24 protein-coding genes and 1 pseudogene are annotated in these 25,527 nt (G+C 31.8%); 7 read left to right on the top strand and 18 right to left on the bottom strand.

Features of this window, described 5'->3' with window-relative positions; genetic code table 11:
* Positions 1 to 38: 38 nt before the first annotated feature.
* The 3 genes from RAH41_RS19185 to RAH41_RS19175 form a co-directional block, all read right to left on the bottom strand.
* Positions 39 to 848: a basic amino acid ABC transporter substrate-binding protein gene (locus RAH41_RS19185; RefSeq protein ID WP_331224799.1), complete on the bottom strand. Its 810-nt coding sequence runs from the start codon at positions 846 to 848 to the stop codon at positions 39 to 41.
* Positions 849 to 1,330: 482 nt separating this feature from the next.
* On the bottom strand, positions 1,331 to 2,965 hold the full coding sequence (locus tag RAH41_RS19180) for a peptide ABC transporter substrate-binding protein (RefSeq protein WP_331224797.1): 1,635 nt from the start codon (positions 2,963 to 2,965) through the stop codon (positions 1,331 to 1,333).
* Between the two features lie 152 nt (positions 2,966 to 3,117).
* Complete coding sequence (locus tag RAH41_RS19175) at positions 3,118 to 4,266, bottom strand: amidohydrolase (RefSeq protein ID WP_331224843.1); 1,149 nt, start codon at positions 4,264 to 4,266, stop codon at positions 3,118 to 3,120.
* 194 nt (positions 4,267 to 4,460) lie between these two features.
* Here RAH41_RS19175 and RAH41_RS19170 point away from each other — a divergent pair, with 194 nt between their 5' ends.
* Complete coding sequence (locus RAH41_RS19170; protein WP_331224795.1) at positions 4,461 to 5,381, top strand: LD-carboxypeptidase; 921 nt, start codon at positions 4,461 to 4,463, stop codon at positions 5,379 to 5,381.
* 278 nt (positions 5,382 to 5,659) lie between these two features.
* On the opposite strand, the gene RAH41_RS19165 is transcribed toward RAH41_RS19170, so the two are convergent.
* Together RAH41_RS19165 and RAH41_RS19160 are read right to left on the bottom strand one after the other, a co-directional pair.
* Positions 5,660 to 8,740, bottom strand: a complete 3,081-nt coding sequence (locus tag RAH41_RS19165) for an AAA family ATPase (protein ID WP_331224794.1) — start codon at positions 8,738 to 8,740, stop codon at positions 5,660 to 5,662.
* Between the two features lie 2 nt (positions 8,741 to 8,742).
* Positions 8,743 to 9,897 (bottom strand): exonuclease SbcCD subunit D, encoded by a 1,155-nt coding sequence (locus RAH41_RS19160; RefSeq protein WP_331224793.1) that lies wholly within the window; start codon positions 9,895 to 9,897, stop codon positions 8,743 to 8,745.
* Positions 9,898 to 10,099: 202 nt separating this feature from the next.
* Here RAH41_RS19160 and RAH41_RS19155 point away from each other — a divergent pair, with 202 nt between their 5' ends.
* Positions 10,100 to 10,417 (top strand): thioredoxin family protein, encoded by a 318-nt coding sequence (locus tag RAH41_RS19155; RefSeq protein WP_098428926.1) that lies wholly within the window; start codon positions 10,100 to 10,102, stop codon positions 10,415 to 10,417.
* 311 nt (positions 10,418 to 10,728) lie between these two features.
* Here the strand turns inward: RAH41_RS19155 and RAH41_RS19150 are convergent, their stop codons facing one another.
* Together RAH41_RS19150 and RAH41_RS19145 are read right to left on the bottom strand one after the other, a co-directional pair.
* Positions 10,729 to 11,352, bottom strand: a complete 624-nt coding sequence (locus RAH41_RS19150; protein ID WP_331224788.1) for a phosphatase PAP2 family protein — start codon at positions 11,350 to 11,352, stop codon at positions 10,729 to 10,731.
* A 77-nt stretch (positions 11,353 to 11,429) separates the two neighbouring features.
* A complete protein-coding gene (locus RAH41_RS19145; protein ID WP_069032035.1) occupies positions 11,430 to 11,606 on the bottom strand; it encodes a YozD family protein in 177 nt (58 codons plus the stop codon).
* A gap of 153 nt (positions 11,607 to 11,759) precedes the next feature.
* On the opposite strand from RAH41_RS19145, the gene RAH41_RS19140 reads away from it, so the two are divergent.
* Positions 11,760 to 11,915 carry a hypothetical protein gene (locus RAH41_RS19140; protein ID WP_331224785.1) on the top strand — a complete coding sequence of 52 codons (156 nt, stop codon included), beginning with the start codon at positions 11,760 to 11,762 and terminating at the stop codon, positions 11,913 to 11,915.
* Between the two features lie 13 nt (positions 11,916 to 11,928).
* Here the strand turns inward: RAH41_RS19140 and RAH41_RS19135 are convergent, their stop codons facing one another.
* From RAH41_RS19135 to phaQ, 4 genes are all read right to left on the bottom strand, one after another.
* Positions 11,929 to 12,504, bottom strand: coding sequence for a hypothetical protein (locus RAH41_RS19135; RefSeq protein WP_069032034.1), 576 nt, complete (start codon positions 12,502 to 12,504; stop codon positions 11,929 to 11,931).
* Positions 12,505 to 12,575: 71 nt separating this feature from the next.
* The gene (locus RAH41_RS19130; RefSeq protein WP_331224784.1) at positions 12,576 to 12,707 is read right to left on the bottom strand and encodes a hypothetical protein; all 132 of its coding nucleotides are present in this window, start codon (positions 12,705 to 12,707) and stop codon (positions 12,576 to 12,578) included.
* Positions 12,708 to 12,867: 160 nt separating this feature from the next.
* Positions 12,868 to 13,449, bottom strand: coding sequence for a hypothetical protein (locus RAH41_RS19125; protein WP_331224783.1), 582 nt, complete (start codon positions 13,447 to 13,449; stop codon positions 12,868 to 12,870).
* On the bottom strand, positions 13,446 to 13,868 hold the full coding sequence (gene phaQ, locus RAH41_RS19120) for a poly-beta-hydroxybutyrate-responsive repressor (protein ID WP_331224781.1): 423 nt from the start codon (positions 13,866 to 13,868) through the stop codon (positions 13,446 to 13,448). The genes RAH41_RS19125 and phaQ overlap by 4 nt, the downstream gene beginning before the upstream one ends.
* A 160-nt stretch (positions 13,869 to 14,028) precedes the next feature.
* On the opposite strand from phaQ, the gene RAH41_RS19115 reads away from it, so the two are divergent.
* Positions 14,029 to 14,811 (top strand): alpha/beta hydrolase, encoded by a 783-nt coding sequence (locus RAH41_RS19115; RefSeq protein ID WP_331224779.1) that lies wholly within the window; start codon positions 14,029 to 14,031, stop codon positions 14,809 to 14,811.
* A 135-nt stretch (positions 14,812 to 14,946) separates the two neighbouring features.
* Positions 14,947 to 15,570 carry a hypothetical protein gene (locus RAH41_RS19110; protein WP_331224777.1) on the top strand — a complete coding sequence of 208 codons (624 nt, stop codon included), beginning with the start codon at positions 14,947 to 14,949 and terminating at the stop codon, positions 15,568 to 15,570.
* A 147-nt stretch (positions 15,571 to 15,717) separates the two neighbouring features.
* Here the strand turns inward: RAH41_RS19110 and RAH41_RS19105 are convergent, their stop codons facing one another.
* From RAH41_RS19105 to RAH41_RS19085, 5 genes and pseudogenes are all read right to left on the bottom strand, one after another.
* A complete protein-coding gene (locus RAH41_RS19105; protein ID WP_331224775.1) occupies positions 15,718 to 17,187 on the bottom strand; it encodes a recombinase family protein in 1,470 nt (489 codons plus the stop codon).
* Positions 17,181 to 17,336, bottom strand: a complete 156-nt coding sequence (locus RAH41_RS19100; RefSeq protein ID WP_331224847.1) for a hypothetical protein — start codon at positions 17,334 to 17,336, stop codon at positions 17,181 to 17,183. The genes RAH41_RS19105 and RAH41_RS19100 overlap by 7 nt, the downstream gene beginning before the upstream one ends.
* 217 nt (positions 17,337 to 17,553) lie before the next feature.
* On the bottom strand, positions 17,554 to 17,772 hold the full coding sequence (locus tag RAH41_RS19095) for a YozE family protein (RefSeq protein ID WP_331224774.1): 219 nt from the start codon (positions 17,770 to 17,772) through the stop codon (positions 17,554 to 17,556).
* Positions 17,773 to 17,867: 95 nt separating this feature from the next.
* Positions 17,868 to 18,158, bottom strand: a complete 291-nt coding sequence (locus RAH41_RS19090) for a YokU family protein (RefSeq protein ID WP_331224772.1) — start codon at positions 18,156 to 18,158, stop codon at positions 17,868 to 17,870.
* A pseudogene (locus RAH41_RS19085) lies at positions 18,151 to 18,564 on the bottom strand (lysine 2,3-aminomutase); the annotation flags it as partial. The gene RAH41_RS19090 and the pseudogene RAH41_RS19085, both read right to left, overlap by 8 nt.
* An 874-nt stretch (positions 18,565 to 19,438) precedes the next feature.
* Between RAH41_RS19085 and recJ the strand changes: the two are divergent.
* A complete protein-coding gene (gene recJ, locus RAH41_RS19080; RefSeq protein ID WP_331224770.1) occupies positions 19,439 to 21,100 on the top strand; it encodes a single-stranded-DNA-specific exonuclease RecJ in 1,662 nt (553 codons plus the stop codon).
* A 122-nt stretch (positions 21,101 to 21,222) separates the two neighbouring features.
* Complete coding sequence (locus RAH41_RS19075) at positions 21,223 to 21,459, top strand: hypothetical protein (RefSeq protein WP_331224768.1); 237 nt, start codon at positions 21,223 to 21,225, stop codon at positions 21,457 to 21,459.
* 84 nt (positions 21,460 to 21,543) lie between these two features.
* Here the strand turns inward: RAH41_RS19075 and RAH41_RS19070 are convergent, their stop codons facing one another.
* Together RAH41_RS19070 and RAH41_RS19065 are read right to left on the bottom strand one after the other, a co-directional pair.
* Positions 21,544 to 22,041 (bottom strand): GrpB family protein, encoded by a 498-nt coding sequence (locus tag RAH41_RS19070; RefSeq protein WP_331224766.1) that lies wholly within the window; start codon positions 22,039 to 22,041, stop codon positions 21,544 to 21,546.
* A gap of 122 nt (positions 22,042 to 22,163) precedes the next feature.
* A complete protein-coding gene (locus RAH41_RS19065; protein ID WP_331224764.1) occupies positions 22,164 to 24,734 on the bottom strand; it encodes an AAA family ATPase in 2,571 nt (856 codons plus the stop codon).
* Positions 24,735 to 25,527 lie beyond the last annotated feature (793 nt).

Genomic DNA, 25,527 nt, shown 5'->3' with positions numbered 1-25,527 from the left:
TGCGTAACACAAGTGCCTGTTACGCAATTTTTAATATCCTATTTATTTTCTTCTGCTTTTAATGTTTCTAGATCTGGCTCTGATCCAAAATGCTCTTTATAAATTTTTTCATACGTACCATTGTTTACTACTTCTTTAATTGCCTTATCAAGTTTACCTTTTAATTTACTTCCATCTTGAAGTAATAGACCGTAATATTCAGGTTCAAAGCTATTTTTATCATCAATAACAACTAGCTTTTTGTCTGGATTATTCTTTGCATACGCTTCAAGAACACCATTATCCGCAACTACTGCATCAGCTCCTCCACTAAGTAGCTCTAAAATTGCTAAATTGTTATTTTCAAATTTTTTAAGATTTTTATTGTTTTTACCAAACATTTTTTCAACAGCTTCCTGTCCTGTTGTACCATTTTGCACTGCTACAACTTTACCTTTCAAATCTGCGGCTGATTTAATACTACTACCTTCTGGAACTAGGATCTTATTTATCGAAAGAAAATAAGGAGTTGTAAAATCATATGTTTTCTCACGATCTGCATTGATCGAAATAGAAGACATACCAATATCAGCAGTTTTACCACCGATTTCAGCGAATAATGGATCCCATCCAGTATTCACAATTTTGATTTTTAGCCCAGCTTCTTTTGCAACTGCATTTGTAAAATCAACATCAAATCCTACGATTTTACCGTTATCAAGATATTCAAATGGCGCATAGGCAGCATCTGTAACAACTCGTAATGGTTTATCTGCTGTTCCACTTGTTTTTGCATCCTTACCACACCCCGATAATACTAGAGCTGTCGTCACAGCAAATGCAAACGATAGTTTTTTAACCTTATTCATTTCATTACCCCCATTTTTTTGTTTTATGTAAAAAAAATTTTGATTTAATTAAATATATTGAAAATTTTATATATTTAGATTTTTAATTATTATATCTATTCTTGTTTAAATATGCAATACTATGTCAAATATTGTTAAATCCCTCCAAATGTTTTATAAAGTAAGATTGGCAATTGATCTAACTAGTTTTCTACTATCTAAATATATTTCACTCTAAAAAATTCTAGTCGATAATATTTCATTATTTGCTTCGGTACCCTTTTTGGGGAGGCAATCACATCCAATGTTACCTAGCCTTCTTTGAAGTTCGTGATCCTTAGGTAGCCGGATTCCGTTTCATAACGTTCACCCTTGTCTTAAGCTAGCCGCTACTACTATCTGATTATGTGCATTCTGGGCCCACCTCTGAAAAGGGCTGTCTATTTAGACAGCCCTTTTACAATCTTTTTCATCTAACCGAATTCAAATTACCTGTGTACTTTTTATTTTTTTATGTACGCCCATTTGTAGGAGTTTTTGACCCCATACGGGTGATTGTAGACATCTTTCACATAAGATTTTTCCAAATATGCTACACCATTCTGATATAAAGGTGAAATGGCTGCATCTTTTTCAAGCAATAGCTTTTCAGCCTCTGCTAAAGTCTTCCAGCGTGCAGACGGATCTTGTAAGAGAGTCGTTTTTGCTTTTGTGATCATTTCATCATACTTCGGATTCGAATATCCGATATTATTGTTCGTTACCCATTTATCCAAGAATGTCATCGGATCCGGATAATCCGGTCCCCATCCTGCTAGAGACATATCGTACTGAAGCTTATCTTCCAGCGCAAATTTAGTCTGTGCAGGCTGCATCTTGATGTTTACTGTTAAACCAGGTAGATTTTTTTCAAGTTCGTACTTCAAATATTGAGAAATTTTCTTATTATTATCGTCTTCTGCAATCAGAAGATTTAAAGTAGCGCTTTGTTTTCCAAGATCTTGCTTGGCTTTTTCCCAATATTCCTTTGCTTTACTTATATTTGTTTTATTAAAGTCCCCTGTCATATCGTGGAAATCTTTTCCATCTGGACCATAAGCCAAGTTCTTCGCGACAAATTCATAAGCTGGTGTAGACCCGTTATTTAACAGTACGTCCGTAATCCCTTTTTTGTTGTAGCCCATATCAATTGCTTTACGAGCATTTACATTTTTTAAAATAGGATTTTGGTTATTGAGCTTTAAATAAATAAGCCTTCCTTCTTGTGCTGTTTTAAAATCTTTATCGTGTTTATACTTGTCTACATATTCGGCTGTTAGACTTACCCTGTCAATTGCTCCCGTCTGATATAAATTGATAGCAGTGGAATTATCCTTCGCAATATTAAAGTTGATTTCATCCAGCTTCACTGTATTTTTATCCCAATATTTCGGATTTTTCTCAAGTTTAAAGCTTTGTTCGTGCTTCCATTCACTCATTTTGAACGGGCCGTCATAAACAACTGAGTTTGCTTCTAGTCCGTATTTCTTGCCTTTTTCCTTTACAACCTTTTCATTCTGTGGCATAAACGGGGCAAGTGTAGTCAAGCTTAGAAAATACGGCACTGGATTATCAAGCTGTACTTCTAGTGTATGTTCATCAATAGCCTTTACACCCAATTGATCAACAGGAAGTTGTTTTTCATTTATCTTCTTTGCATTTTTAATATCATACATGATGTATGCATATTCTGAAGCTGTGGCCGGATCCAATGTGCGTTTCCAACCATATTCAAAATCATGCGCTGTCACCGGATCACCGTTTGACCATTTAGCATCACGCAGTTTAAAGAGATAAGTCTTTTTATCTTTACTCACTGTATAGGATTTCGCAATTCCTGATACTGGCTGGCTGTCTTTTCCTTGTCTAAATAGTCCCTCCATAACATTGTTTAACACACTGAGAGTTGTAGAATCTTCCACTAGAGACGAATCCATTGATGAAAGCTCAGATGTTTCTACTAAACGCAGCACTTGTTTTGCATGTGGCTTACCCAAGCCCTCGACTGTTGTTGCATTTTCTTTTTGGGTTGAACATCCTGGTAGTGCAATACCCAAGGTTAGTAGTAAAGCGGTTAAACGCTTGGTTTGCTGATTCAATTAAATCTTCCTCCTCGCATCCAAATAACATTTTTCTATATTAATATTTATAATATTCTGTATATTTAACGTATCACCTCCTTAAAATTCAATTTATCGAACGAAAATATTGGATTACTAATGAATCTCTTGCTCGAAGGTGTTTTTACTCTCTATTCCTTGCTCAAAAGATTACATGCTGCATTCAGGAACATATTAACGCCAATAACAAGAGAATTTTCATCGATTGTAAACCTTGGATGATGATGTGGATACGTACTTTCGCTTTCCTCTGATCCTGAACCAACTTTAAAGAAGCAGCCATCCGCTTTTTGTAAAAAAGCAGAAAAGTCTTCTCCACCCATAGATGGTTTGATATACACAACAGATTCATTGCCATATTCCTCAATAGCCGTTTGTTCTATTACTTTCGTGACTGCATCATGATTAATAACTGGTCTATACCCATATCGGTAGTGGTAGGAAAAGCTTGCTCCATGTGCCTCGCAAATCCCTTTAACAATTTGTTCAATTCGTACTTTAGCATCGTTTCGCAATTTTTCATCAAAGCAACGGACTGTACCGACAATTTCAGCAGTATCAGGAATAATATTATCTGCAGTTCCTGAGTGAAATTGAGTAACAGATAAAACTCTTTGCGCAAATGCATCGGTTGTCCTCGAAACAATATGCTGCAAATTCGTTATAATTTGTGCTCCGATTGCAATGCTATCTACAGTTTCTTCCGGATGCGCGGCATGACCGCCTTTGCCGCGTATTGTAATATGAAACGTATCAGGGGCTGCCATCATTGCTCCGTATACGATACCGATTTTACCAACTTCCAAACCGGACATGAGATGCAATCCAACAACGTAATCAACCCCTTCCATTACACCTGCTTGCACCATTTCCTCTCCTCCACCAGGAAATTGTTCCTCTGCATGCTGGAACAGGAAACGGATTTCTCCACATATTTCATTTTTATGTTTTGCCAATATTTCAGCCGCTCCAAGTAAAATAGCTGTATGTCCGTCATGGCCGCAGGCATGCATCACTCCTGGGACTGCTGAGGCAAACTCAAAGCTGTTTTCTTCAACAATTGGTAGGGCATCCATATCTGCGCGGATTGCTAGCGTTTTTCCGGGTTTTCCGCCAATTAGTCTGGCCATCACGCTATATGTGGTCGGGCGTGAAAGCTCCAGATTTCCAAATGAACTCAATGTATCAAATACAAATTGAGAGGTTTTTGCCTCTTGAAATGAAAGCTCTGGATATTTGTGTAGGTGTCTTCTCCACTGTACTAGCCTTTCTTTTGAAATTTCTGCATTAAGTTCTACATTTTCTAAAGATTTCACTTAAACATCTCCCTTGCCATTATTCAACTGTTAAATTCTATTTCATACAGATAATCCCCTTCTAATGTAAAAAATACATTAAAAAAACAATCTGGGATGAGGAAATTATTGATAGATATAGAATATATATCAGGTGGAATACAAATAGGAGGAATAATATGCGAAAACCAAATGCACTGAAAATAGGAGATACAGTAATGATTATTGCCCCATCGAGTCCGGCAAATATTGAAAATGTGATGAAGATGAAATTAACATTAGAACAAGCAGGTCTGAATGTCCTTATCGGTAATAGCGTAACAGAAAAGCGAGGATATCTTGCAGGAAGCGATGAAACCAGAGTGTCAGACTTACATAAAGCCTTCTTAGACCCTGAAGTAAAGGCTGTGTTGTGTGCAACCGGAGGATATGGAAGCGGAAGATTGCTCCAAGACATTGACTTTGAGCACATCAAAAACCATCCGAAAATCTTTTGGGGATACAGTGACATAACAGCTTTGCATATTGCTTTACAACAAAAAGCAAACGTGGTTACGTTCCATGGGCCCATGATGTCAGAGTGCGGAGCAGATGATGTTCCAGCAGAGACAATTGGTTCTTTCAAGCAATTATTTGAACCGCTAAGTTTCACCTTTACCGCTTCAGAAGTAGACACATACCCTGCATTTTCATATTCTGTTATTGCCCCGATAACCGGTGGGAATCTAACCGTTATAACAAGCACGATTGGTACACCATATGAGGTGAATACAAAAGGGAAGATTTTATTTATTGAAGACATTCAAGAAGAACCTTACCGTATCGATCGCATGATCAATCAATTGCGATTGGCAAATAAGCTTAATGATTGTATAGGGATTATCTTAGGAGATTTTAACGAATGTGGACCGCAAAAGCGCAAAGCCTCCCTTTCTATACCAGAAATAGTGCATGATCATATCGTCCCATTGGGATTACCCGTTCTAAGCGGATTTCCTATTGGCCATTGTTCACCAAATTACGGAGTCCCTTTAGGAGTCCCTGTTACAATGAATGGGGCAGACAAAACGATATCATTTGAACCTGGAATACAACTATAGTGATAGTAAAAATATAAAAGGTGAATTTATCCTCATTTCATTACGATGTAAAAACCTCTAGTAGAATAGAAATATTGGATTCCCAAAGCATTAAGCGCCGGATATTAAACAACAAATCCTTATTTATTTCTTTATTGTTATTGGTTTAAGAAATAAGTAAAATTTGTATCAACTTATAAAAAGGTCAAGTCCTAATTGGATAATTTTACAGATCCTTATTACTAAATATAAAAAACCGGAAACACTAATCTGTTTCCGGTTCGGCAATAATTTTGACCCTATTTTATTAAAATAGAAATCTCTGAATATCCTTTATTTGTTTTATGAACTTCAATAACTGCAGGCATTGCATCCTTTACATCTTGCACATGAGAAATAACGCCAATTAAACGGCCTGTTTTTTGAAGCTGAATAAGCGTATCAATTGCTTTTGATAATAAATCCTCATCTAGCGATCCAAATCCCTCATCTATAAACAACGTATCAATTGATACGCCACCTTTATGTGCTTGAATAATGTCTGCCATACCTAGTGCTAAACAAAGTGATGCATTAAACTGCTCTCCACCAGATAATGTTTTTACATCTCTAGCCAGACCTGTATAGGAATCATATACTTCCAATCCTAAACCACTTTGTTTTCTTCCTTTTTCAACCGCATCTTTTCGTTGCAATTGAAATTGGCCATTTGATAAATGATCAAGTCGGATATTTGCCGATTCAATAATTTGTTCAAAATAATCCAATAAGACATATCGCTCAAACGAAATCATTTTATCATTATCGCCTTTTGTAACTTTATATAAATCCGTTATACCTGCTAATTTTTGTTCAGTTTTAACAAAATCCTCTTGATAGATTTGTAGGTCTATTTTCAATTGACTTAATCGCTTATTTAATTCTTGAATACGAATCATCTCGTTAACGGTCGTGTCTAAATGCTGAGTAATTTCTTGTACTTTCATTTTAAGTTCATTCTCATCAATTTTTTCCATTGATTGTACTTGTTTTTCAAGCAACTCTTTTTCAGTACTTAATCTTTGAAGATTCTCTTCAAACATTGATAAATCATTTCGATATTGCTCAATCATTTGTATATAATCAATTGCACTTATAAAATCAGATTCTCCATTAAACTCGTATTCAGCTATTTTTTCATGATAAAGAATCGTTGTTGAACGAATCTCTTCATTTAATTTTAAAACTTCTTTCTCAAGATGAGTGCGAGTAGTCTCTTTAACGGTCTTCTGTTCAGTTAGGATTCGATGTTCTTCTTCAATTTTTGAAATTTTAGCTTTTAAGATTACTATATTTTTTTCAATTTCATTTTTTTCCAATTGCCACTTTTCAAAAGTTCTTAAAGACTCCGGTAATTTTGATTCAATTTGAACGATCTGAATTTTTAATTCATTTATTTCATTTGTAAACTTATTCATTGCCTCAGTCTTCTCAGTAACTTTTAAAGTTAAATCTCTAATTAATTGTTCTTTTGTTTTTATTAAATGATTAATTTTTTCGAAAGTAGCTTTTTTCTCTGTCAAATTAGTTAAGTTTGATTCATTTTCATTAAACTCACTAGCAAGAGCTTTAAGACCTTCATTTGTAAAATCAAATTGACCGTGCTCATCAAAAAATGATTGTTCATCGATTTTTAGTGAGTTTTCTTTACTCTTAATCTCTCCTTGAATTGTTGCGAGTTCCGTTTGAGTTTGAGTTACTTGCATTTTCAATTTTTCTGCTTCTTCTTCATTGACAGTCCCTTTAAATTTAGCAAGTGCTGGGTGATGTGTACTTCCACAAACTGGACATTGCTCTTGATCCTTTAAATCTTTAGCTAAAAAAGCGGCTTTTTGCTGGTGCATTTCACTTTCAATTCTGTCCAATTCATTTTTAAGTTTAATATGGTCTGAATTTTTTATTCGATATTCATTTCGTTTTTGCTCTAATTCTTTTTTTGCAAAAAAGATTCGTTTAGCAAACCCACCTTTTAGTGAGATTTCCTTGTTTAATAAGGTGAGTTTTGCCCATTGATCATGAACACCTTCTAAATCATTTAGTTGCTGTTTTAATTGATTTAATTCCTCGTTTTCTTTCTTTAAACCATCTTGTAATGTCTTTTCTTCATTTTCGTATAATAGGATCTGTTTCGACTTATTTTGAAACGATATTTTATGATTTTGAAACTGATCTACGTCTTCTTTTAAAGCTAATAAATTACTCAGTTGGCTTTCTAAACTGCCTAATTTTTTTTGTTCTCCAGGTATCGCAGCTACTTCCGCAGAGATTTTTTCAATTTTAATGAGCGTTTCTTTTAAACTTTCTATTTCGAATAATAATTTATCGTTTGTTAATTGAAGTGAAATTTTTAATTTCTCAAGTTCAGTTTTTATAGGTAATACTTTTTCAGCATTTGTGGCTAATTTTATTTTTACTTTTTTATCTTCTATTTCTAACTCTTGACCTTTTAACATTGTTAATAATTCAATTACTTCATGTAATCGATCAATATTTTTATTATGGACTTCTGCTGAAAATAGCTTTTGCTGACTAATTTCTAATTGTGATTTTTGCATTTTCTCATTTTCTTCAAGTCTTTTTAAATCATCAATTAAACTTAATAGATGTTCAGTCAAAATCTCATTAACAATATGAAGATTAAATTGAGAATCGTCGGCAATTTGAATTCCTTTTTCGCTTAGCAATTTTTCAATCACTTCTAATTTAATAACGATTTTCTGCTTTAAATTAGTAAATTTACTTTCCATGTTTTTTCTAGCTAAATTCAAAGTTTCAGTTACTTTTTCAAATAGTTCTGTTCTAAAAATTTTCCGCAAAATTTCTTCTTTTTCTTTAGTATCCGAAACTAATAATTTTCTAAATTCGCCTTGAGGAAGTAATACGATCTGTTTAAATTGATCTGCATTAATCCCTAATAATTCTTCTACTTTTTTATTGACAATTGAAGTTTTGTTAAATTCCTGGCAATAAGGTACTTTTTCATCATTCTCAATTTTATAAAACTCGATTTTATCACCGGTAATCCCTTTATTTTGTTTCTTTTGATGACCTTTTTGTCTAAAAATATTATAATGGTTTCCTTTTAATTCAAATGTTAATTCAACGCTAGTATATAAATCATCATCTGCAAAATGACTTCTAAGCAATGTTTGGTCATTCCTATTTTCACCGCTCGCTTCTCCAAAAAGAGCAAAACAAATTCCATCAAATATTGTTGTTTTACCTGCACCAGTTGGACCTGTTATTGCAAATAATCCTTTTTCGTTTAGACGACTAAAGTCAACATGTACCTTGTCCTTGTAAGGTCCAAATGCATGAAGTACTACTTTTAATGGCTTCAAATCTATTCCTCCCTTACAAAGATTTCATTAATAATCTCTTTCATAACTTGTTCATCTTCATTTTTCAAAACTTCATTTTTCATTTCTTTATAAAAAGATTGGAACAACTCAAGTTGATTTTTTGATTGTTTTTCCACTAAACTTAGTTGATTTGTTTTTTCTGATTGTAATGTCGTTTTCTTTCGACTAACATGCATTGCATTTGGATAAACAGTTCTGATTTGCTCCATCGGATGTACTACCATATGCTCATCCGTTAATTTTACAAAAACATAATCATAATTTACCGAATGCTGTCTGATTTCTTCAATCGTTCCTTCGATTGACCTTAAATCTCTTTTTGGATGAAAATCTTTCTTTACTACTGATAACTCACCATCAGCTTTTAATTCAACAATTAAGCAGCCTTTTTTATGGTTTTCTTCAGAAAGTGAGTACTTTAAAGGTGATCCAGAATATCGAATTGATTGATTTCCTACAAAATGTGCCCGATGTAAATGTCCTAGGGCTGTATAGTTAAAATGTTTAAAATTATGATGTGATACGTATTCAGCTCCACCAATAGCGAGAGTTCGTTCACCTTCTGTCTCTTCATCTGAAGGCTCACCATTATTTGTTACAAAGGCATGTCCAACAAAGACATTTCGTGCTGATGGGTCTAATTCTTCATCTCTTATTTTATTTATTATTGCTTTCATAGCGTCATCATGTGAATGAATATCATCGTTTTGTAAAATATAACGTACAATACTTGGTTCGGCGTATGGAATTAAATAAAAATGAACTTCCCCATCATCATCATTCAAAATAACTTTCTTAAATGGAGTTTGAAATTTCCCTACTAAATATAAGCCTTCTTTTTCCATAAAACGGCTACCAAATTCAATTCGTTCAGCGCTATCATGATTTCCAGCAATCGCAAGAATAGGCGTATTACATTCAATGACAATTTGATGGAATACTTCATTTAATAGTTCAATCGCCTCAGTAGGGGATATACTTTTATCATATAAATCACCTGCTATAACAACAGCATCTGGCTTTTCTTCTTTAATGATCGAAATGAATTCATCTAGTATAAATCGTTGGTCTTCTGTCATATGTACACCATGTACAATTTTACCAAGGTGCCAATCTGCTGTATGAATAAACTTCATTAAATACACCTCATTATTTAATTTACTTTCATTGTTACTAAATTTATCTAACAACTTTTCTATTTTATATTTTACATCAACATACGAACATTTGTATGCTTTTTCATCACATTAATTCTAAAAATGAATTATTAAGTTAAAATAATTGAAATACTAATTAATATGATTCAAAATAAAGCTATTAAAGCTTTAGGAGGCAATTATGGAAAAAATAGAAGAAGTAAAAAAATATGAGGAAATAATTAAAAGTGAAAAGCCAATCGTGGTGAAGTTTTATGCAACTTGGTGTCCTGATTGTACACGTTTAGATGCTTTTATCGGAGACGTAATTGAAGAGCATCCATCATTTACTTGGTACACAATGGATCGCGATGAATTTCCAGAAATCGCTAGTGAACAACAAGTAATGGGAATTCCGAGTTTACTTGTATTTAAAGATGGGGAAAAAATTGGACACTTACATAGCGCAAATGCAAAAACACCAGAGTCAGTAGAAGAATTTTTATCAACATTTGAATAATATCAAGTTAGATAAAATCATAATGTGACTGGGATTATCCCTAAAATATAAATAAAATCAACCACAAGGTAATTGAACCTTGTGGTTTTTCGTATGTATAATGACTCTTTTATACAGTTCTTTTTCCCTCGCATACTACTCTTTAACATTTATAGGCAATTTGGACTTGATTTAGATCATATACATCTGATGAGGAGGTTTTGTGCATAATTTCATTGACGATGTTGTTCGATTTCCTTAAAGCACTAACCAGGAAACAAAAAGAAACACCTATGTCACTTTGAGTATAGGTGTATTTTTTTCATATTCAATTAAAGCTGTTTTCTTTCATGTAAATTAATAAATACATTTTTACAAATACTATACCAGGCATATCCTACTAACCAGCCAGCAATAATATCTGACAAATGATGTACATGTAGATAAATTCTGCTCATTGATATTAAAAATATCATTAAAAGAACGATAAATTGAATCATTTTTTTGTGTTTCATCATTTCAGGTTGAATGACAAGTAAAATAAATCCTACTGTTAAAAAGAAGGTTGTTGCCATAACTGCATGACCACTTGGGAAACTAAATCCACTTTCCACATAGTACATTGAGCTTGGTCGTGGTCTCTCATATAGATCTTTTAAAGATGAAACAACCACTCTAGCTGTCAATAATGTAATAAGTAACGATAAACCAGCCCAAATACGCTTACGTAAAATAGAATAAACTAAAACAATGACCGCAAATGTTAAATACATTTTTGAAGAACCGAAATCTTTTAAAAAATAACAAAATGAATCTAGTGCATCCGTTCGAATGAATTCAAAAAATTTAAACGCTGCATTGTCCAAACTCCGAATCATTTTTGAATCATAAATAAGTCCTAGAACAACAAATAGAAATATAGAAGTAAAGATTAGTATCCAATTATTTTTTTTCATATAATCCTCCAATAAAATGCTTGTACTTTGGATACACAAAAGAAAAACGACGAGAGCTCCCGTCGCCACTTTCATGACTATTCTTCTTCCTCATCAATTTCATCAATCATACATTTTTCCAGTAAGTATTCAAAAGTAATATCCGCTAGTTCCTCAATTTCCTCTTCCTCAGGAACATACCCCCGCTGAATGAGCTGTTGATAGAAAAATTCTGCTATTTCTTCCGTATCAATAACTACTTCAATTTCTTTCACTAGCATCACCCCTTACTAGTTAATATGTGAAAAATGAGAAAATATGAAAAAAACATCACCAAGCACAAAAAAATATTAATATGTAACCTTTAGCATAATACAACATTGACAAGCATATATTCAATTAAAACATGTTAAAGGAGCGAGATTACAATGATAAAAATGGACAAGCTAGCTAATTTAAAAGAAATTATGGTTAATGATGAACTGTTTGAAGAAGCTGTTGAAAAATTGACGACAATTGCATTTTTTATTTTAATAGGGTTAGGCATACCTTTTATGATTCATATCATTCTACAATTATTGTAGAATATCCTCTCTCTCAATTTGTTTTCTTCTCTGAGAATTTATTTAAATTTTTTAGAACTAGATCCATCACAATTTTATATTCTTCGTCTTGGAAGATTGAATATAAAACAGCGTAATCATTATATATATCTAATAATCCATCAATTATTTCTTGTTTTGTTGTTTTATTTCTGTTTTTATTAAAATCATTCATTGAGCGAAGTTTTTCTAAGTCTAATTTTGTAATGCCATTTTTATCATTTCTTAGTTTTTTTAGAATTGCATTTGCAGTTTGTGCTGATGCAATTAGGGTTAAATCTGTTTCATCGGCTTCTAACCATTCTCCATCAGTAATACGCGCTAATTCATAAATTGTATCTTCCCACGCGTCATTTTTATATCGCCAAACCTCTGTACGGTACCCTACAATTCGAAAAATTTCTTTTTCATAGCCATTAACTTGAACAAGATCCCCGAAAGAAAATGAATAATTGACTTCGATCCATTCTTTTTCAAGTTTTTTCCCATCATATTCGTTGAGAAGCTGAAGAGTATTCTCAACATAAAGTCCGTCATGATTATTGACTTCATAAACAAAAACGCCGTCCATCAGTTTAATATTTATTAACTTTCTATTTTTATTGGCGAAAAATCGCACTCAATAAAAATACCACTCAAGTATTAAGTGAGTGGTTTACTAGATGTGTTTATTTTTAGATCTTGATTTTTTATTTTTATCGTTAATTTTAGTAATGCTTCTGCAGCGAGTTTTGCATTTAACGTTCCAATTTCTTCATATTTAAACTTATCCATGAAGAAACACCCCTCTATAGACTATTCAAAGGTCTAGTCTATAGTTCACTGAGGGAGATATTGTAATCATTAACCTAATAAGAAAAACAGATAAGACAAAAAAACAACTCTTCCAACGTTAAGGAGTTGTTTCAAGGGCGAAGCAAAGGGATTAATTTACTTATTTACTAAAAGGTGTAAACATCTTAAAGCTTTCCTCAATACGATGGTTAAAGTTCGTATGTGCTGCTCTTAAGGATTGCAAGTAGTGATCATTTAATGATGACCATACCCGCTCTCTTTCCTTTAGATCCTCTATGTAGTATTTTGCATACGATTCATATTGCTCTTCTACCTTTTCAATTAACTCAACTGAGGCTTTGAATGGAGTGGATACTAACTCAGTAAATTTATTTACTGTTTGTTCAAATACATTAACACTTGATTGAACTTCTGAAGATTCCTCTGTTTTTGCAATTTTTATTCTTGTTGTATTTGCTTTTATATGATTATTAAAATACTTTATTTCTTCAAATAAACCATTTACTGCATTTCGATATTCTTCATTAAATTTCCTTGTTTCTTTTACCACTTTAATGAACGAATTTAGCCTTTGTTCTCTACTGTCTCTTATGTATGTCAGACTACTTTCGTATTGATCCCAGAGTGTATTAAAAAAAGAATCCATAAAATATTTTTCAACATTCTCGTCTTTAATTTTTTGAACTTCAGCTTTTGGTTTTGAAGCTTTTTGTATCGTCAAACTTCTTCCTCCTCTTTTGGATTTGAATTTTTCTCTATTTTATCCTCTCTTTGTAATGGAGGAATGTAGAGCTCAAGAAAACTACTGTACATTCTGAAAAATTGATCAAGCATTGACTGATAAAGTTCTAGCTGTCTTGCGTTACCTGTTAAGTACGCCTTTCCAGCTTCTGTAATTGAATAACAACGCTTAGCAGGTCCGCTTTTTTTCGTATCCCATTCTGATTGTACAAAATTTTCTTTCTCTAGTTGTCTTAATAATCGATATAAATTTCCTTGGTCAAGTGTTTGAAATCCGAATGCGTGCAGCTTTTGAATTAGATCATAGCCATGAAGTGTCATTCGACTTAGGAGTAGAAGAATAAAAGGCATAATAAAATTTTTTGATGGAGTAATATTTTTATCTTTATCATTGTTCATTGGTAACACCTCTATAAAAAATCTAATAGGTGTATTTTACACATAGATGAATATAGCGTCAATACAGTAAATATAATTTATTATAAATTTTCAAAAAACTTCAAACATAGCGTTTATTCGTTAAATATTTTAGTAAAAAAAGTACAAAGGAGTGATAAAGTTGTACGTTATAAAAACCGAAAGTATCAAACTGTATTATGACCGGTTAGGTACTGGTGAACCTCTCGTATTAATTCATGGTCTTGGAGAAGTAAAAGAAAGCTGGTTTAAACAATATGAACTAGCAAATGAATTCGATTTAATTATTCCTGATTTGCGTGGCCATGGAGAAAATGATTTAACTAAAGGCATCTCAATTAAGAATTTTGCAAAAGATGTACTTGATCTAATGGATGCGTTAAGTATTGAAAGCGCTCATATATTAGGCTTATCTATGGGTGGGGCTGTTGCACAAGAGATGTACCGCCAAGCACCAGAAAGATGTCGCTCATTAATCCTAGTTAGTACATTTCATTTTGCTCCAAGATTACTAGGATTATGGTTTATTCATTATAAAGAGTTTCGTTCAAAAATTTTCACACCACAGCAGATTAAGGAGATGACAGCAAGAACATGCCTTTTTTCATGGGAGAAAGAGTCTTTACAACAATTTAAACAATATTATCGCCCAAATCCAGAAGGTTACGACAGGTCAATGAGAGAATGTTTTAAGGTTGATAATAGAGAATTGTTACCAAATATAAAGGTACCAACACTTATTATTGGTGGTCAGTATGATCCGATTACGCCAGTATGGCTCCAAATCGTAATGCATAAAAGTATCCCAAATTCAAAATTAGTTATTTTCAATAATACTGGCCATGTAACCAAAATGGAAGCTGCAGAAAAATTTAATCAAACGATTCGCTCTTTTTTAACTAAACATGAACCAGTTAAGATTTAAAATTAATTTCATACAAATTCGATCAATCTATTTTCAGCTTGCTACTATCGTTTTTATTAATACCTAAAAAGCATCTAAGTGTACTATTCTAAAAAAAGCCTCCATATAGTTTAACAAAAACAGGAGGGTACCAATATGTACGAGAATTGGCTAGATACATTAACATCTAATGATTTATTTCTAACCTTTTTATCAATCGTAATTGGTGCGATCGGTGGTTATGCCAATATATTATTAGCTAATGAGGGCTACATTAGAGGTTATCGGTTTAAAGATTCTGATGGTAGAGAAAGATATTCACTTGGCTCTAAGCGTGAAATAATTCTTGGAGCTATGGCGGGTTGTATATCATACCTTATTGCTGTACTAACGACAAATGATCAAACTCCTGTATCTATTATCATTTATGCTTTTATTTGTGGAGTTAGCGGTGGCGCTTATTTAGAAAAATTAGTAGATAAAAACGTTAATAACAAAATCATTGATTTTAGTTCAACACTTGAAGAAATGGAGAAAGAAAAATATGAAAACAATAAGACAAGTGCCCCCTCGAATAACAAGGGAAATATCCACCAAACAGATACTGGGGTTGTCGATAGTATAGAACAAAATAATGAAGATGACAGCACGAATGATACTAAAAATGAAGAAGTTGATTTTCATTACAATATTTTGATGAAAAGGTTAAAATGTGCAAGAAGTACCAAGGAAGCTGAAAAATATTTTAATGAATTAGTTAGATTGATCAATAACAGATAAAATTTTAAAATTACTATTTAAAAAAAGTTCAGTTCTACCTTTTCAAAGATGGTAAACTGAACTTTTTTTCTAACTTTAAAATTCCAAAAAACCAAAGATGATTGTTTAATGTGAGATTTTCTCGATTCATCGAATAATATTGATGCATTAGACCCATTCGATTTTAATAGTGGCAATTTCTTTATTTCGAGTAGTATTATGACTTGAATCCATATTACTACTAAACCATATTTTATTAATAAAAGATTTTAAAAATTGATTACACATTTCAGGATCGATTTCTTCTAAATTATCTAGTGTTTGAATGATTTTTTTACTATTTTGAGGCTTATCGTTTTCGTTTTTTAAATTCTCAATTTGGGTCTGATAGAGTTCAATTTGCTCATTCATTTGATTCATTTGGCCGAGTAGTTCATTTTTTAGTACTTCATATTCCTTTTTTGTAATTTCTCCATCCATTCTCATTTCTCTAGCGCTCATTTGTCGTTTATTAATTTTATCCCTTTGTTTGATTAATGAAGCGAGCTCAGTCGTTAATCTTTGTTCTAGTTCAATTGTTTTCTGAGAATCTAGCATTTTTAGCGCATTCTCTAGCTCTAATTTTTTTTCTTTAATACTTTTTAAAACAAATTCTTCAACTAATTGATATTTATATCCGCGATCTTTACATTGATTGTTTGATATTTTATATGAACATGATTTTATGAAATCAATGTTTGAACTATCTTTTTGAATATATCGCTTCCGTCCACAGCAATTGCAGTAAATTAAATTTTGTAGCCTACGTACCTCTTTTCGGTTTTGAAAATAAACATTTTTATTAGTTTCTAAAATAGTTTGGACAGCAAAAAATTGCTCCTTTGTTATAATCGCCTCATGTGCATTTTCAATAAAAACTTCATCAATAACTTTATTATGAATACGTCTTTTAGCCTGTATGGCTCCATAATATACAGGATTTGTACGTAATTGACTAATATGTGATGTAGTAAGGATTTTACCTTGTCTACTCCTCCAATTTAACCGATTTAATTGACGTGCTATTTCATTTACTGAGACTCGTTCTAACGATTTATCGAATATTAGTCGAATGATCTTTGCCTCATCTTCAATGATTTCCAATTTTTTTTCCGAATTTTTACGATATCCAAGTGGGGTCTTATTACTCATTACCCATTTTCCTTGCTCCGCTGCTGCTAATCTCCCTCTTGATAACCGCTTCTTTATCTGCTTATATTCAAAATTAGCCAATACTGCCTGAAACGAAAATAACATTTCATTCGTTTCCTGGGATAAATCTATTTTACCTTGTGGGGTTAATATTTTAATATCATTTAAAATTAATACTTGCTTGATTTGTTCCGCATGTGCATTATCACGTGAAAGACGATCTATATCCATAATAATTAAATAATCAAATTCATGTATTTTCTTAAGTAATAAATTTAATTGTTCACGATCCGTATTGACACCACTGGAAATTTCCTGATAAATGATATAGTTTAAATTATGCTGATTGGCAAGCTTGATCAAGGCATTTTTATGATTAAGTAAAACTTCATCTACATCTTTTTGCTCTTCATTTCTTGAGAGTCTAAGATAGATCGCTGCTAACATGCAATCACCTTAGCATTATGCATTTTACGTAGGTGATGAATCCCCAATAAAAATAGAAAGTTTATATTTGTTATCTTACCGACAGTACCATATAACGTAATCACGACAATATCATCTACGTTATATTTTGGTTGTTTTTTCTTTGTCATACTTCTTACCTCCTTCTCAGTACGTCGTGACTAATTCGTTTTTACTGTATACTATGCAACCAATAGATAATTGTCTGTCATTTTCATAGTAAATAAAAAAAGGGATTAGCCTATTTTATTGGAAAGACATTAATAGCTAGTTTCACAAATAGTAGAATCAATAGTTTGAAAAGTTTGCAATAAAAAAAGATGCAACTTAGTTAAACTAAGTCACATCTTATTGATCTTCTAAATATAAGTTCCATGCTTCATCAAAAACGCTCATCGATTGATGGAAAGTTCCATCAAACTCTAAATACGAACTAATTTCGTCATAGCTTGAAGAATGTTTTGGAAATGAGTGATCATTAAAAAGATGATCTGCCAATATTCCAATGTCATTAGGAATTTTATAGTTTCTATGCTTCATCATATAATGGTAAAATGACTTTCTCATGATTCTCCCTCTAGTTTATTATTAATTTTGTCTCTTATTCTAAAAATAGACTTTATACTATTAAAGATTTATTTTATATTTTAAAAATACTCGTTCTATGACGAGAAGTCAAAATAATTTCTTTTTAATAATCTCGGCTGCTTCATTAATTCATCAAATGTGACTGAAACTGGAAGTAATTTTGTAGAAATGAGAAATAACTGATCTTCTATCGATTTGATCATTTCTTCCTTTTGATAGGTAAATTTACACTGATCACAATGAAATGATGGTACTCCTGTAATTGTGATTGCTCGGGAACCATCCGGCAATTCCCAATGTACAACTGCTTTTGTTTCCTGTACATTCTCCTCACCACACCAATCACATTTTAAAGTATTATTCATCTTTCTTTACACTTCCATCCATTTTTTGAATTTGTGATTGAAACTTTTTCTCTTTTAGTTCATCCCTTTTTTCACGTTTATTTTTTAATGAACTATGTGTCGGATCTGTTTGATATTGTTCTCTCTTTTTCATTCTTTCTAAATCTGAAGGAATAAGACTTTGCACCTGATCATTCATAATACTAGCAATACCAACCTTAGCTACCTTATTTAAATAATCAGGGTAAACTAGTGAAAAATACTCTTCTGCCGTATCCTCTTTATAGTTTTCAGGCTCTGGATAAGATGTGATGACACCCTCAAAATTTCTTAGCACTGTTTTTTTACTACTTTGTGAGACGATATAATTTGGTTGAAGTGAGATTTTACCTCCTCCTCCTGGTGCATCTACTACAAATGTAGGTACTAAATTTTTTAAATAATGTACTTTAAAAATGGTACTACATCAAATAAATTTATATTAACTTAACCTCCTTTACATAATCCAAAAAAGAGATCAGAAAAAAAAAAACGGACTACTTTTTTACTGTAGTACCGTTTTTAAAGGCTATCAAAACACTTTTCGCTATTAAATTGATATTTGGTTTATTTCGTAGGATAACTGTGCCAACGGGTTTTACAGGAGCTGATGTAGCACTGTTCTTCTTTGAATCATCGTTTACCATGCTACCCCGCCCTTTCCCTTTTGTATATTTCTAACTGTTGCTATGCAGGGCGGTTAAGTGCTTATGCACATACCGTATTAAATTATATGAGTCGTATGCTTGCCTGTGTGCCTATGTACATGTAAATAAAAAAATAGAATGAAACACGTTTAATGACATGTGATCAAAGTAAGTGTGTGTTACTCTGAACAGTCTTGTAATAAGAAAAAGGATTAGCATATATGCCAATCCCTTCATCTTAATTATTCTCTGCTAGCCAATGTTCAACCTTTTTGTTCATCTCTAATTGTAATTTTTCAATATTAACCTCATCATATCCCGCTTGTTTCCATACTTACGCGGAAACATTCTTTTTAAAGATACCACAGGATCACCTTCGTCTGGCTCTCTATATTCTCCAACTGAATATGAGGATCCTTGTCGCTTCAATTTAATCAATAAAGTTCCTTAATAATATATTAAGGAACCTTCTATTTATTAACTCCAAACAGTATATAAACTAGTTTTTGAGTATCTATTGCATTTTTTAATAAAAATAAAATGTTTTTATACGAGAATAATTTCATTTCATGTCGTACATTCTATACATATGAAAGTTAAATTCGGAGGTACTTTATGAACTGGAATAAAATTAAACCAATAGAAGATGAAACAGAATTTGCAATGATTCGATACCTCTCATCACAATATTGTCTTTATCCAACCATTACCCAACATTTATTCCATTTAGGGATAAATACATCTAAAAAACTGGGAGACTTTCTCATTCCTTCACTTAATTCAATGCATCATCCATTTTTGCTAGATGAAATGAGTATTGCAGTCCCCCGAATCTTACAAGCTATTACACGACATGAACAGATTCTAGTTTTTGGAGACTATGATTGCGATGGGATGAGCTCTTCGACAATTTTAAGCCAAGCTTTAATTGAATTGGGTGGTCAGGTAGACACACGATTACCTTTAAGAACTGAAGGTTACGGATTATCAAAGGAAATCGTTAACAGTCTATCAAAATCTTATTCACTGATTATTACAGTTGATAATGGGTCAAGTGCACATGACGCTTTACAGGCAGCAAAAGTAAAAGGATTTGATGTGATTGTCACTGACCATCACGAAGTATTGAATGGAAGACCAGATTGTTTGGCTTTTATTAATCCAAAACGAAAAGATAACCACTATCCGAATCCAAATTTATGTGGTGCAGGCGTTGCATTAAAATTAGTACAAGCTATTTATCATAAGTTAAATCGAGAATGGATTGGTGAATCTTTTAAATTTTTTGACCTAGCAACTTTAGGAACAATCGCAGATGTCGTGCCATTAACTGGAGAAAACCGAATTATTTGTTGGCATGGATTACGAAAAATAAAAAATCATCCTCATCCTGCTTTCAAAAAAATAATGGATAAATTAAGGATTAAAACTGTTGATAGTTCAACATTTGGCTTTACGTTGGGTCCAATTTTTAATGCGTGCGGACGAATTGGTGACCCAAATTTTGCTGCTGCCATTCTTCGCTCTACTGATCCAACTAATGAAGAAATTGATGAACTCATTGCATTAAATGACAAACGAAAAAAAGTAACAGCAGAACAATTCTTGACGATTCAGGAAAAAATAGAGAGTGAAAATTTACTAAACGATGACGTTTTAGTGATAAACGGGGATTTTCACAAAGGGATTATTGGGATTCTCGCATCCAGAGTTTCAAACTATTATAAAAAACCTACAATTGTTATCTCTAGTGACGGAACAGGCTCAGCAAGAAGTTTACAAGGAAGTCAATTTTCCATTATTAATTGTATATCTGGGTGTGAGGATTTATTGAAAAAATTCGGGGGTCATCCAATGGCAGCTGGTTTTTCGATCAATTTAACCGAAAGTCAGGTTAATTTATTCCGATCAAAAATACAAAAAGAAGCATTAAAACAGCATATCAGTTCACCACAACAGTTTTATATCAGTAACATACCCATTCACACATTTCCCAAAGAATTGATGACTGATTTGCCTATATTAGAACCTTATGGTATGGGGATGCCTAAACCAATTTTTAAAAGTAATTCAACTAAAATAGCATCATCTCAATATTTTGGCAAAGAGAAAGAACATTTAAAATTACTAATTAAAGATAAAAATGTTTTAGGATTTTCTCAAGCGCATCTATTTCATAAACTAAAGGATCTAACTGAATTAGATTTATTTTATTCAGTTAATTGTCATAAAAAAGAGGACTTCTTTTTACATGATTTAATGAAAAAAGAAGTCTGATTTGCTAGTTTATGAATAAATTATTTGTTCATTTAAACTTTTGAATTAGAAAAATAAAATATTTAAGAGTTTATTTAAATTTCTAAAACTAAAGGGGGGGATTTTTCACAGATACAAACATTTTGTACTTTAAAATTTACGAACATGTAGTAGCATCAAGTGATTATGTGAATTGGGCTATAGAAATGCTATTAAACGATTATTCAACAGACTCATTAATTAAGTTGGCATCCTTAAACGAACCACTTAATATTTTTGAAGTTGAAGAATATTTTAAAAGATCAATAAAAGAACTAAATTTATGTGAAGCTACACATCAAGAATGTGCTGAATATTATAAAAGTCATTTAATCGTTTAATTGAAGCTTAACCTACTTATCCTTAGCTACAATACGGGTTTGTTTTACATAATTAAATATGATTATTTAATAAATTACTATGGATCACATTTTTTTATATTCAGGAGAATGCATTAACTTTTCGAAAAACTTGTTTTTGCATTCCCTATAATCATCCATTCCCTTCCCTTCGAACTTCCTTTTTAAATTATCATATTCTACTCTGTACTCATCATTTAATAATAAAATATCACGGAACTTCCAAAAGAAATCAAATTCAGAATCAATAATCGTTAGTTGTACCCCTAAAGGTGGGTCAATTGAATCATTTTTAAATGCTCTAAAAGAGTCGGTTTTAATGCTACCTTCGTTAAGTTCAAAAACAGATGTAAGTGCTTTAACTGCTTTTTCGAATTGCTCAGGAATAACACGCACTTGTATATCTAAATCACCCTTTGTAAGGCTGTTAGGAATGGCTGTACTTCCAACGTGCTGGACATCGGCTTCTGGCAAAAGACCTTTAATTAATTTTCTATGAATTAAAAAAGATTTCTCTGCTTTTTCAAAAATCAATCGATTTTTCGAAAAACTAACTTGTTCCATTTAATCCTCCTAACAATGGATTTCTATGATTCAGCAGTACGATGAGGTTGTGTTCTTCTCGTAACAGCAGTAAGTGTTTTTGAAAATGTAGGATATTTTTTGAACACATGTTCCTAAATAAATTACTTTAGCTTGCTAAAAGTTTCAAGTTTTGTAATATCTTCTTTCATTTCTTCATTAGTGGGAATAAAATATCCAATTGAAAAGGATTCGTCATGAACAAAAGTTGATGCCCTAGTCATACCTTCATTAATTAAATTTAACTTTTCATCTGTAATATGAATACTGGACAAAGATTGGGTTTTAACACTTGGTTCAAATCGTTGAATAACACCTGCTAGAAGTAACTCTTCAACTGCACGCTCCCATGACTCTCTTAACAACATATACCACGTTTTTACTTCCTTAGAATATAATTCAATATCTAACTCTTTTTCTTGTTTTTTTAATTTTTGCAGTTCATTTTTTAAATATCCTATTCGAGCTTTTGTTTTTTGAGCAATCCAAGGAAAATCTGGTTTTACTATCCCTGCTCTGTTACCATCTCTTCTGATGGTACAACATTGTACAATTACATTTTTCATATTTGAATATTTTTGTAAAATATGTAGAAATACTATGTCATGAGTAAAAATAATTACCTGCCTTTTTTTAGCCTCCTCGACTAATCTTCGAGCAACGTAGTCTCTTCTACCATGGTCTAATGATGATACTGGATCATCTAAAATAATTCCACCTTTGTTTGGCATTGCGTTAATTTCAGCTAGGAAAAATGCAAGAGACAAAGCTTTTTGTTCCCCTTCGCTAAGTATTTCGTTAATATTGACTTTGATATCTGAGTCCAAATTCAACTTGATTGTAGATTTTCCTTTTACACCTCTATTATTAATCTTAAATAATATATGGTCACAGCGAAGTTCTTTTAATTCTTTTTGAATCTCATTTCTAAAATGATCAGAAAGATATTCGCTAGCTAATTCATTATATTTTCTAGTAATTTTTGTTGTATCTAAAGCTTTTATCACTCGGTCAAGAATATTAATTTTTTTCATAATTTCCATCAATTGAAAAATATCTGATTCTTGTTCGCTAGCAATTTTTTTAGCAGTTAATTCTTTTTTTTCTTTAATTAATTCTAAAGAGTTATTCTGGCTCATTAACTGATTAAGTCGCTGTACTTCAAGCATCTTTTCACTTATCCAATTATCAATTTCTATGATTGGTGGCTGACTCAATTCAGGTAATTCATCTGTCCAGAGCGATTTATTTTGTTCTGAAATAAGTAGATAATCTTTTAATTCAGAACTTGATCTAATAAACAAATCTGCATTAACTTCGAAATTTTGAATTTCATCTTTAAGCAAAGAAAGAATCGTTGCCCCTCTTATCGTTTCAAATGGCAATGATTTGAGAATTGATATGTTTTTCTGCCTTAAAATATCTAACTGTTTAGTTTCTTGACTTATTGTTTCATTAACAAAATCTTCAAACTTTTTCAAACGATTCATAGCTTCTTCATTAATATCTTGTTGGCAGAGCAAGCATTTAGACCCGCCTTCTATATTTGGAAAAGACTTTTCTGGGTAAGCAGTTTGATGATAATTTTTCGCAGCTTCCCATAACTTTTTCCAAGGATTACTACCAACACCAGGTAAAGGTTGTTCTTCAAAAGCTTCACGTGTTAATACTTTTAAAGTTTGTTTATTATCTAAATATCTTTGGTGAGTATCAATGTAAATTTGACTTTTTTCTAAAGAAAGTTCTTTTTCGATTGTTTGAAGAGATTGTTTTACAACTGTTACATCTTGAATGTTTCTCTCTAAAATTTGTACTGCTTTGCTTGGATCAACAGACTGCAAAGCTATTAAATCTTGGTTAATTTTTTCTAAACGTTCCTCGTCTCGTTTAGTAAAATTACAATTTTTATCAATATCATCTTTTGATGTTTTATAAGATATAGATGAAATAAAGCTTTTTACTTGAGTTGTTTCATCTATATTTTGAAAAACAGGTTTCTCATTAAGTAGATGATCTTTATTCATTTGAACTCTATTTTTTAATTCAGAAAGATGATTAGCTAAATTATCAAATATTCTAAGCTCATTTGGTATGAATACAACATTACTTTCACTTTCGACATAAATTTTTGAACACTCAGTATCAAATATACTAATTGAAGATAAAGCTTGTTCAGGAGTTTTGTTAATAACTCTCTTGATAACATTAGCTTCATTATTATGGTTGATTATATGTATTTCTGCTGTACTAGATTCTCCTGAGGAATTATAAATATTAGGATGGACTTTTGTTCGTTCATCAACTGCTCGACAAGCTTGTTTTAAAACTTTTGCGAAGCTCGACTTTCCAGCAGAATTATCTCCATATACTATAGTTAAACCATTTGGGGCAAATTCAATTCCATGCTGCGATTCAATGGCAGCAATATTTTTAAAATTTTTTAATCCAGTAATACGTACATTGTTTTCGTCATATTTGTTTGGGATATTATCTTTTTGTAATACTTCAAGAACCTGCTTTTTCTCATTCATTCCATTTTCGAATAATAAGTTATCAATAACTTGGTCAAGATCGTTCGCATCAAGTGCATCCTTATCATACAGTCTCTTAATAAGATCCCTTTGCCAATCAGGGAGCTTCGAAGCCCACTCCCAAATCAAATTATTAAGTTTCATAACTTTTTGCTCCTCAATATTATTAATAAAAATCAGTGATTATTGTTTTGTTTGCTATTAATTCATTATTAAAAAAGAGATTATATTAAAAGTTTATCACTTTTTCCATTTCTTGGCGAAAAAAACAAAAAAGCTAATTAATACTAAAAAGAGACCAATTAAGAAACGATATTTCGTTCTTTAATTAGTCTCTAAATTCTATTTTACTGTTTTTTTAATTACTACACGTTCTCAACTCAGTGAGCAACTTTATTGTTCAATATGAAACTTTCTTCGTTAGTTTATAACTTTGTTGTCCAGTGTAAATCTTTATTGTATCTGAGCACTAACAATTTTCAAATATTTCTAATATGTTTTCCTGATAAGAAAAATAAAAAATCTCAAACTTAGTGAACGATTACAATAGGATTCAAAAATGAAGTCGTTACCGCATAAAAAAGCTCATATAACTATGAGCTTTTTAACTAAATTCACTAAATACAATTTAATATTTAATGTTTGGGTCAATTACAGTAATCCGACCATAACCGTTAGGATAATTCTCCTGAAAATTAATGGAAAACTCGTTCTATTATAACGAGAGCGATTACCTATGCCACACGAATGATTGATATAAAAACTAAAATAATTCAAGTGGAAGCTGAGTTTTTTGTACAGCAAGAATGATGTAGAATGCTTTTTAAAAAAAAGAAGAAACTTCGTAATTATTATGTTTCTTCTTTTTGGAGACCTTTAAGTTAAATAGACAGTAATAAAAATTATTTTCCCGTGAATTTATATTATGATCAAATAT

The sequence above is a fragment of the Gottfriedia acidiceleris genome (genome assembly GCF_036421055.1).
Taxonomy (GTDB): Bacteria; Bacillota; Bacilli; order Bacillales; family Bacillaceae_G; genus Gottfriedia; species Gottfriedia acidiceleris_C.
The sequence above is the reverse complement of the archived record's forward strand: the minus strand, read 5'-3'. Positions and strand labels throughout refer to the sequence as shown.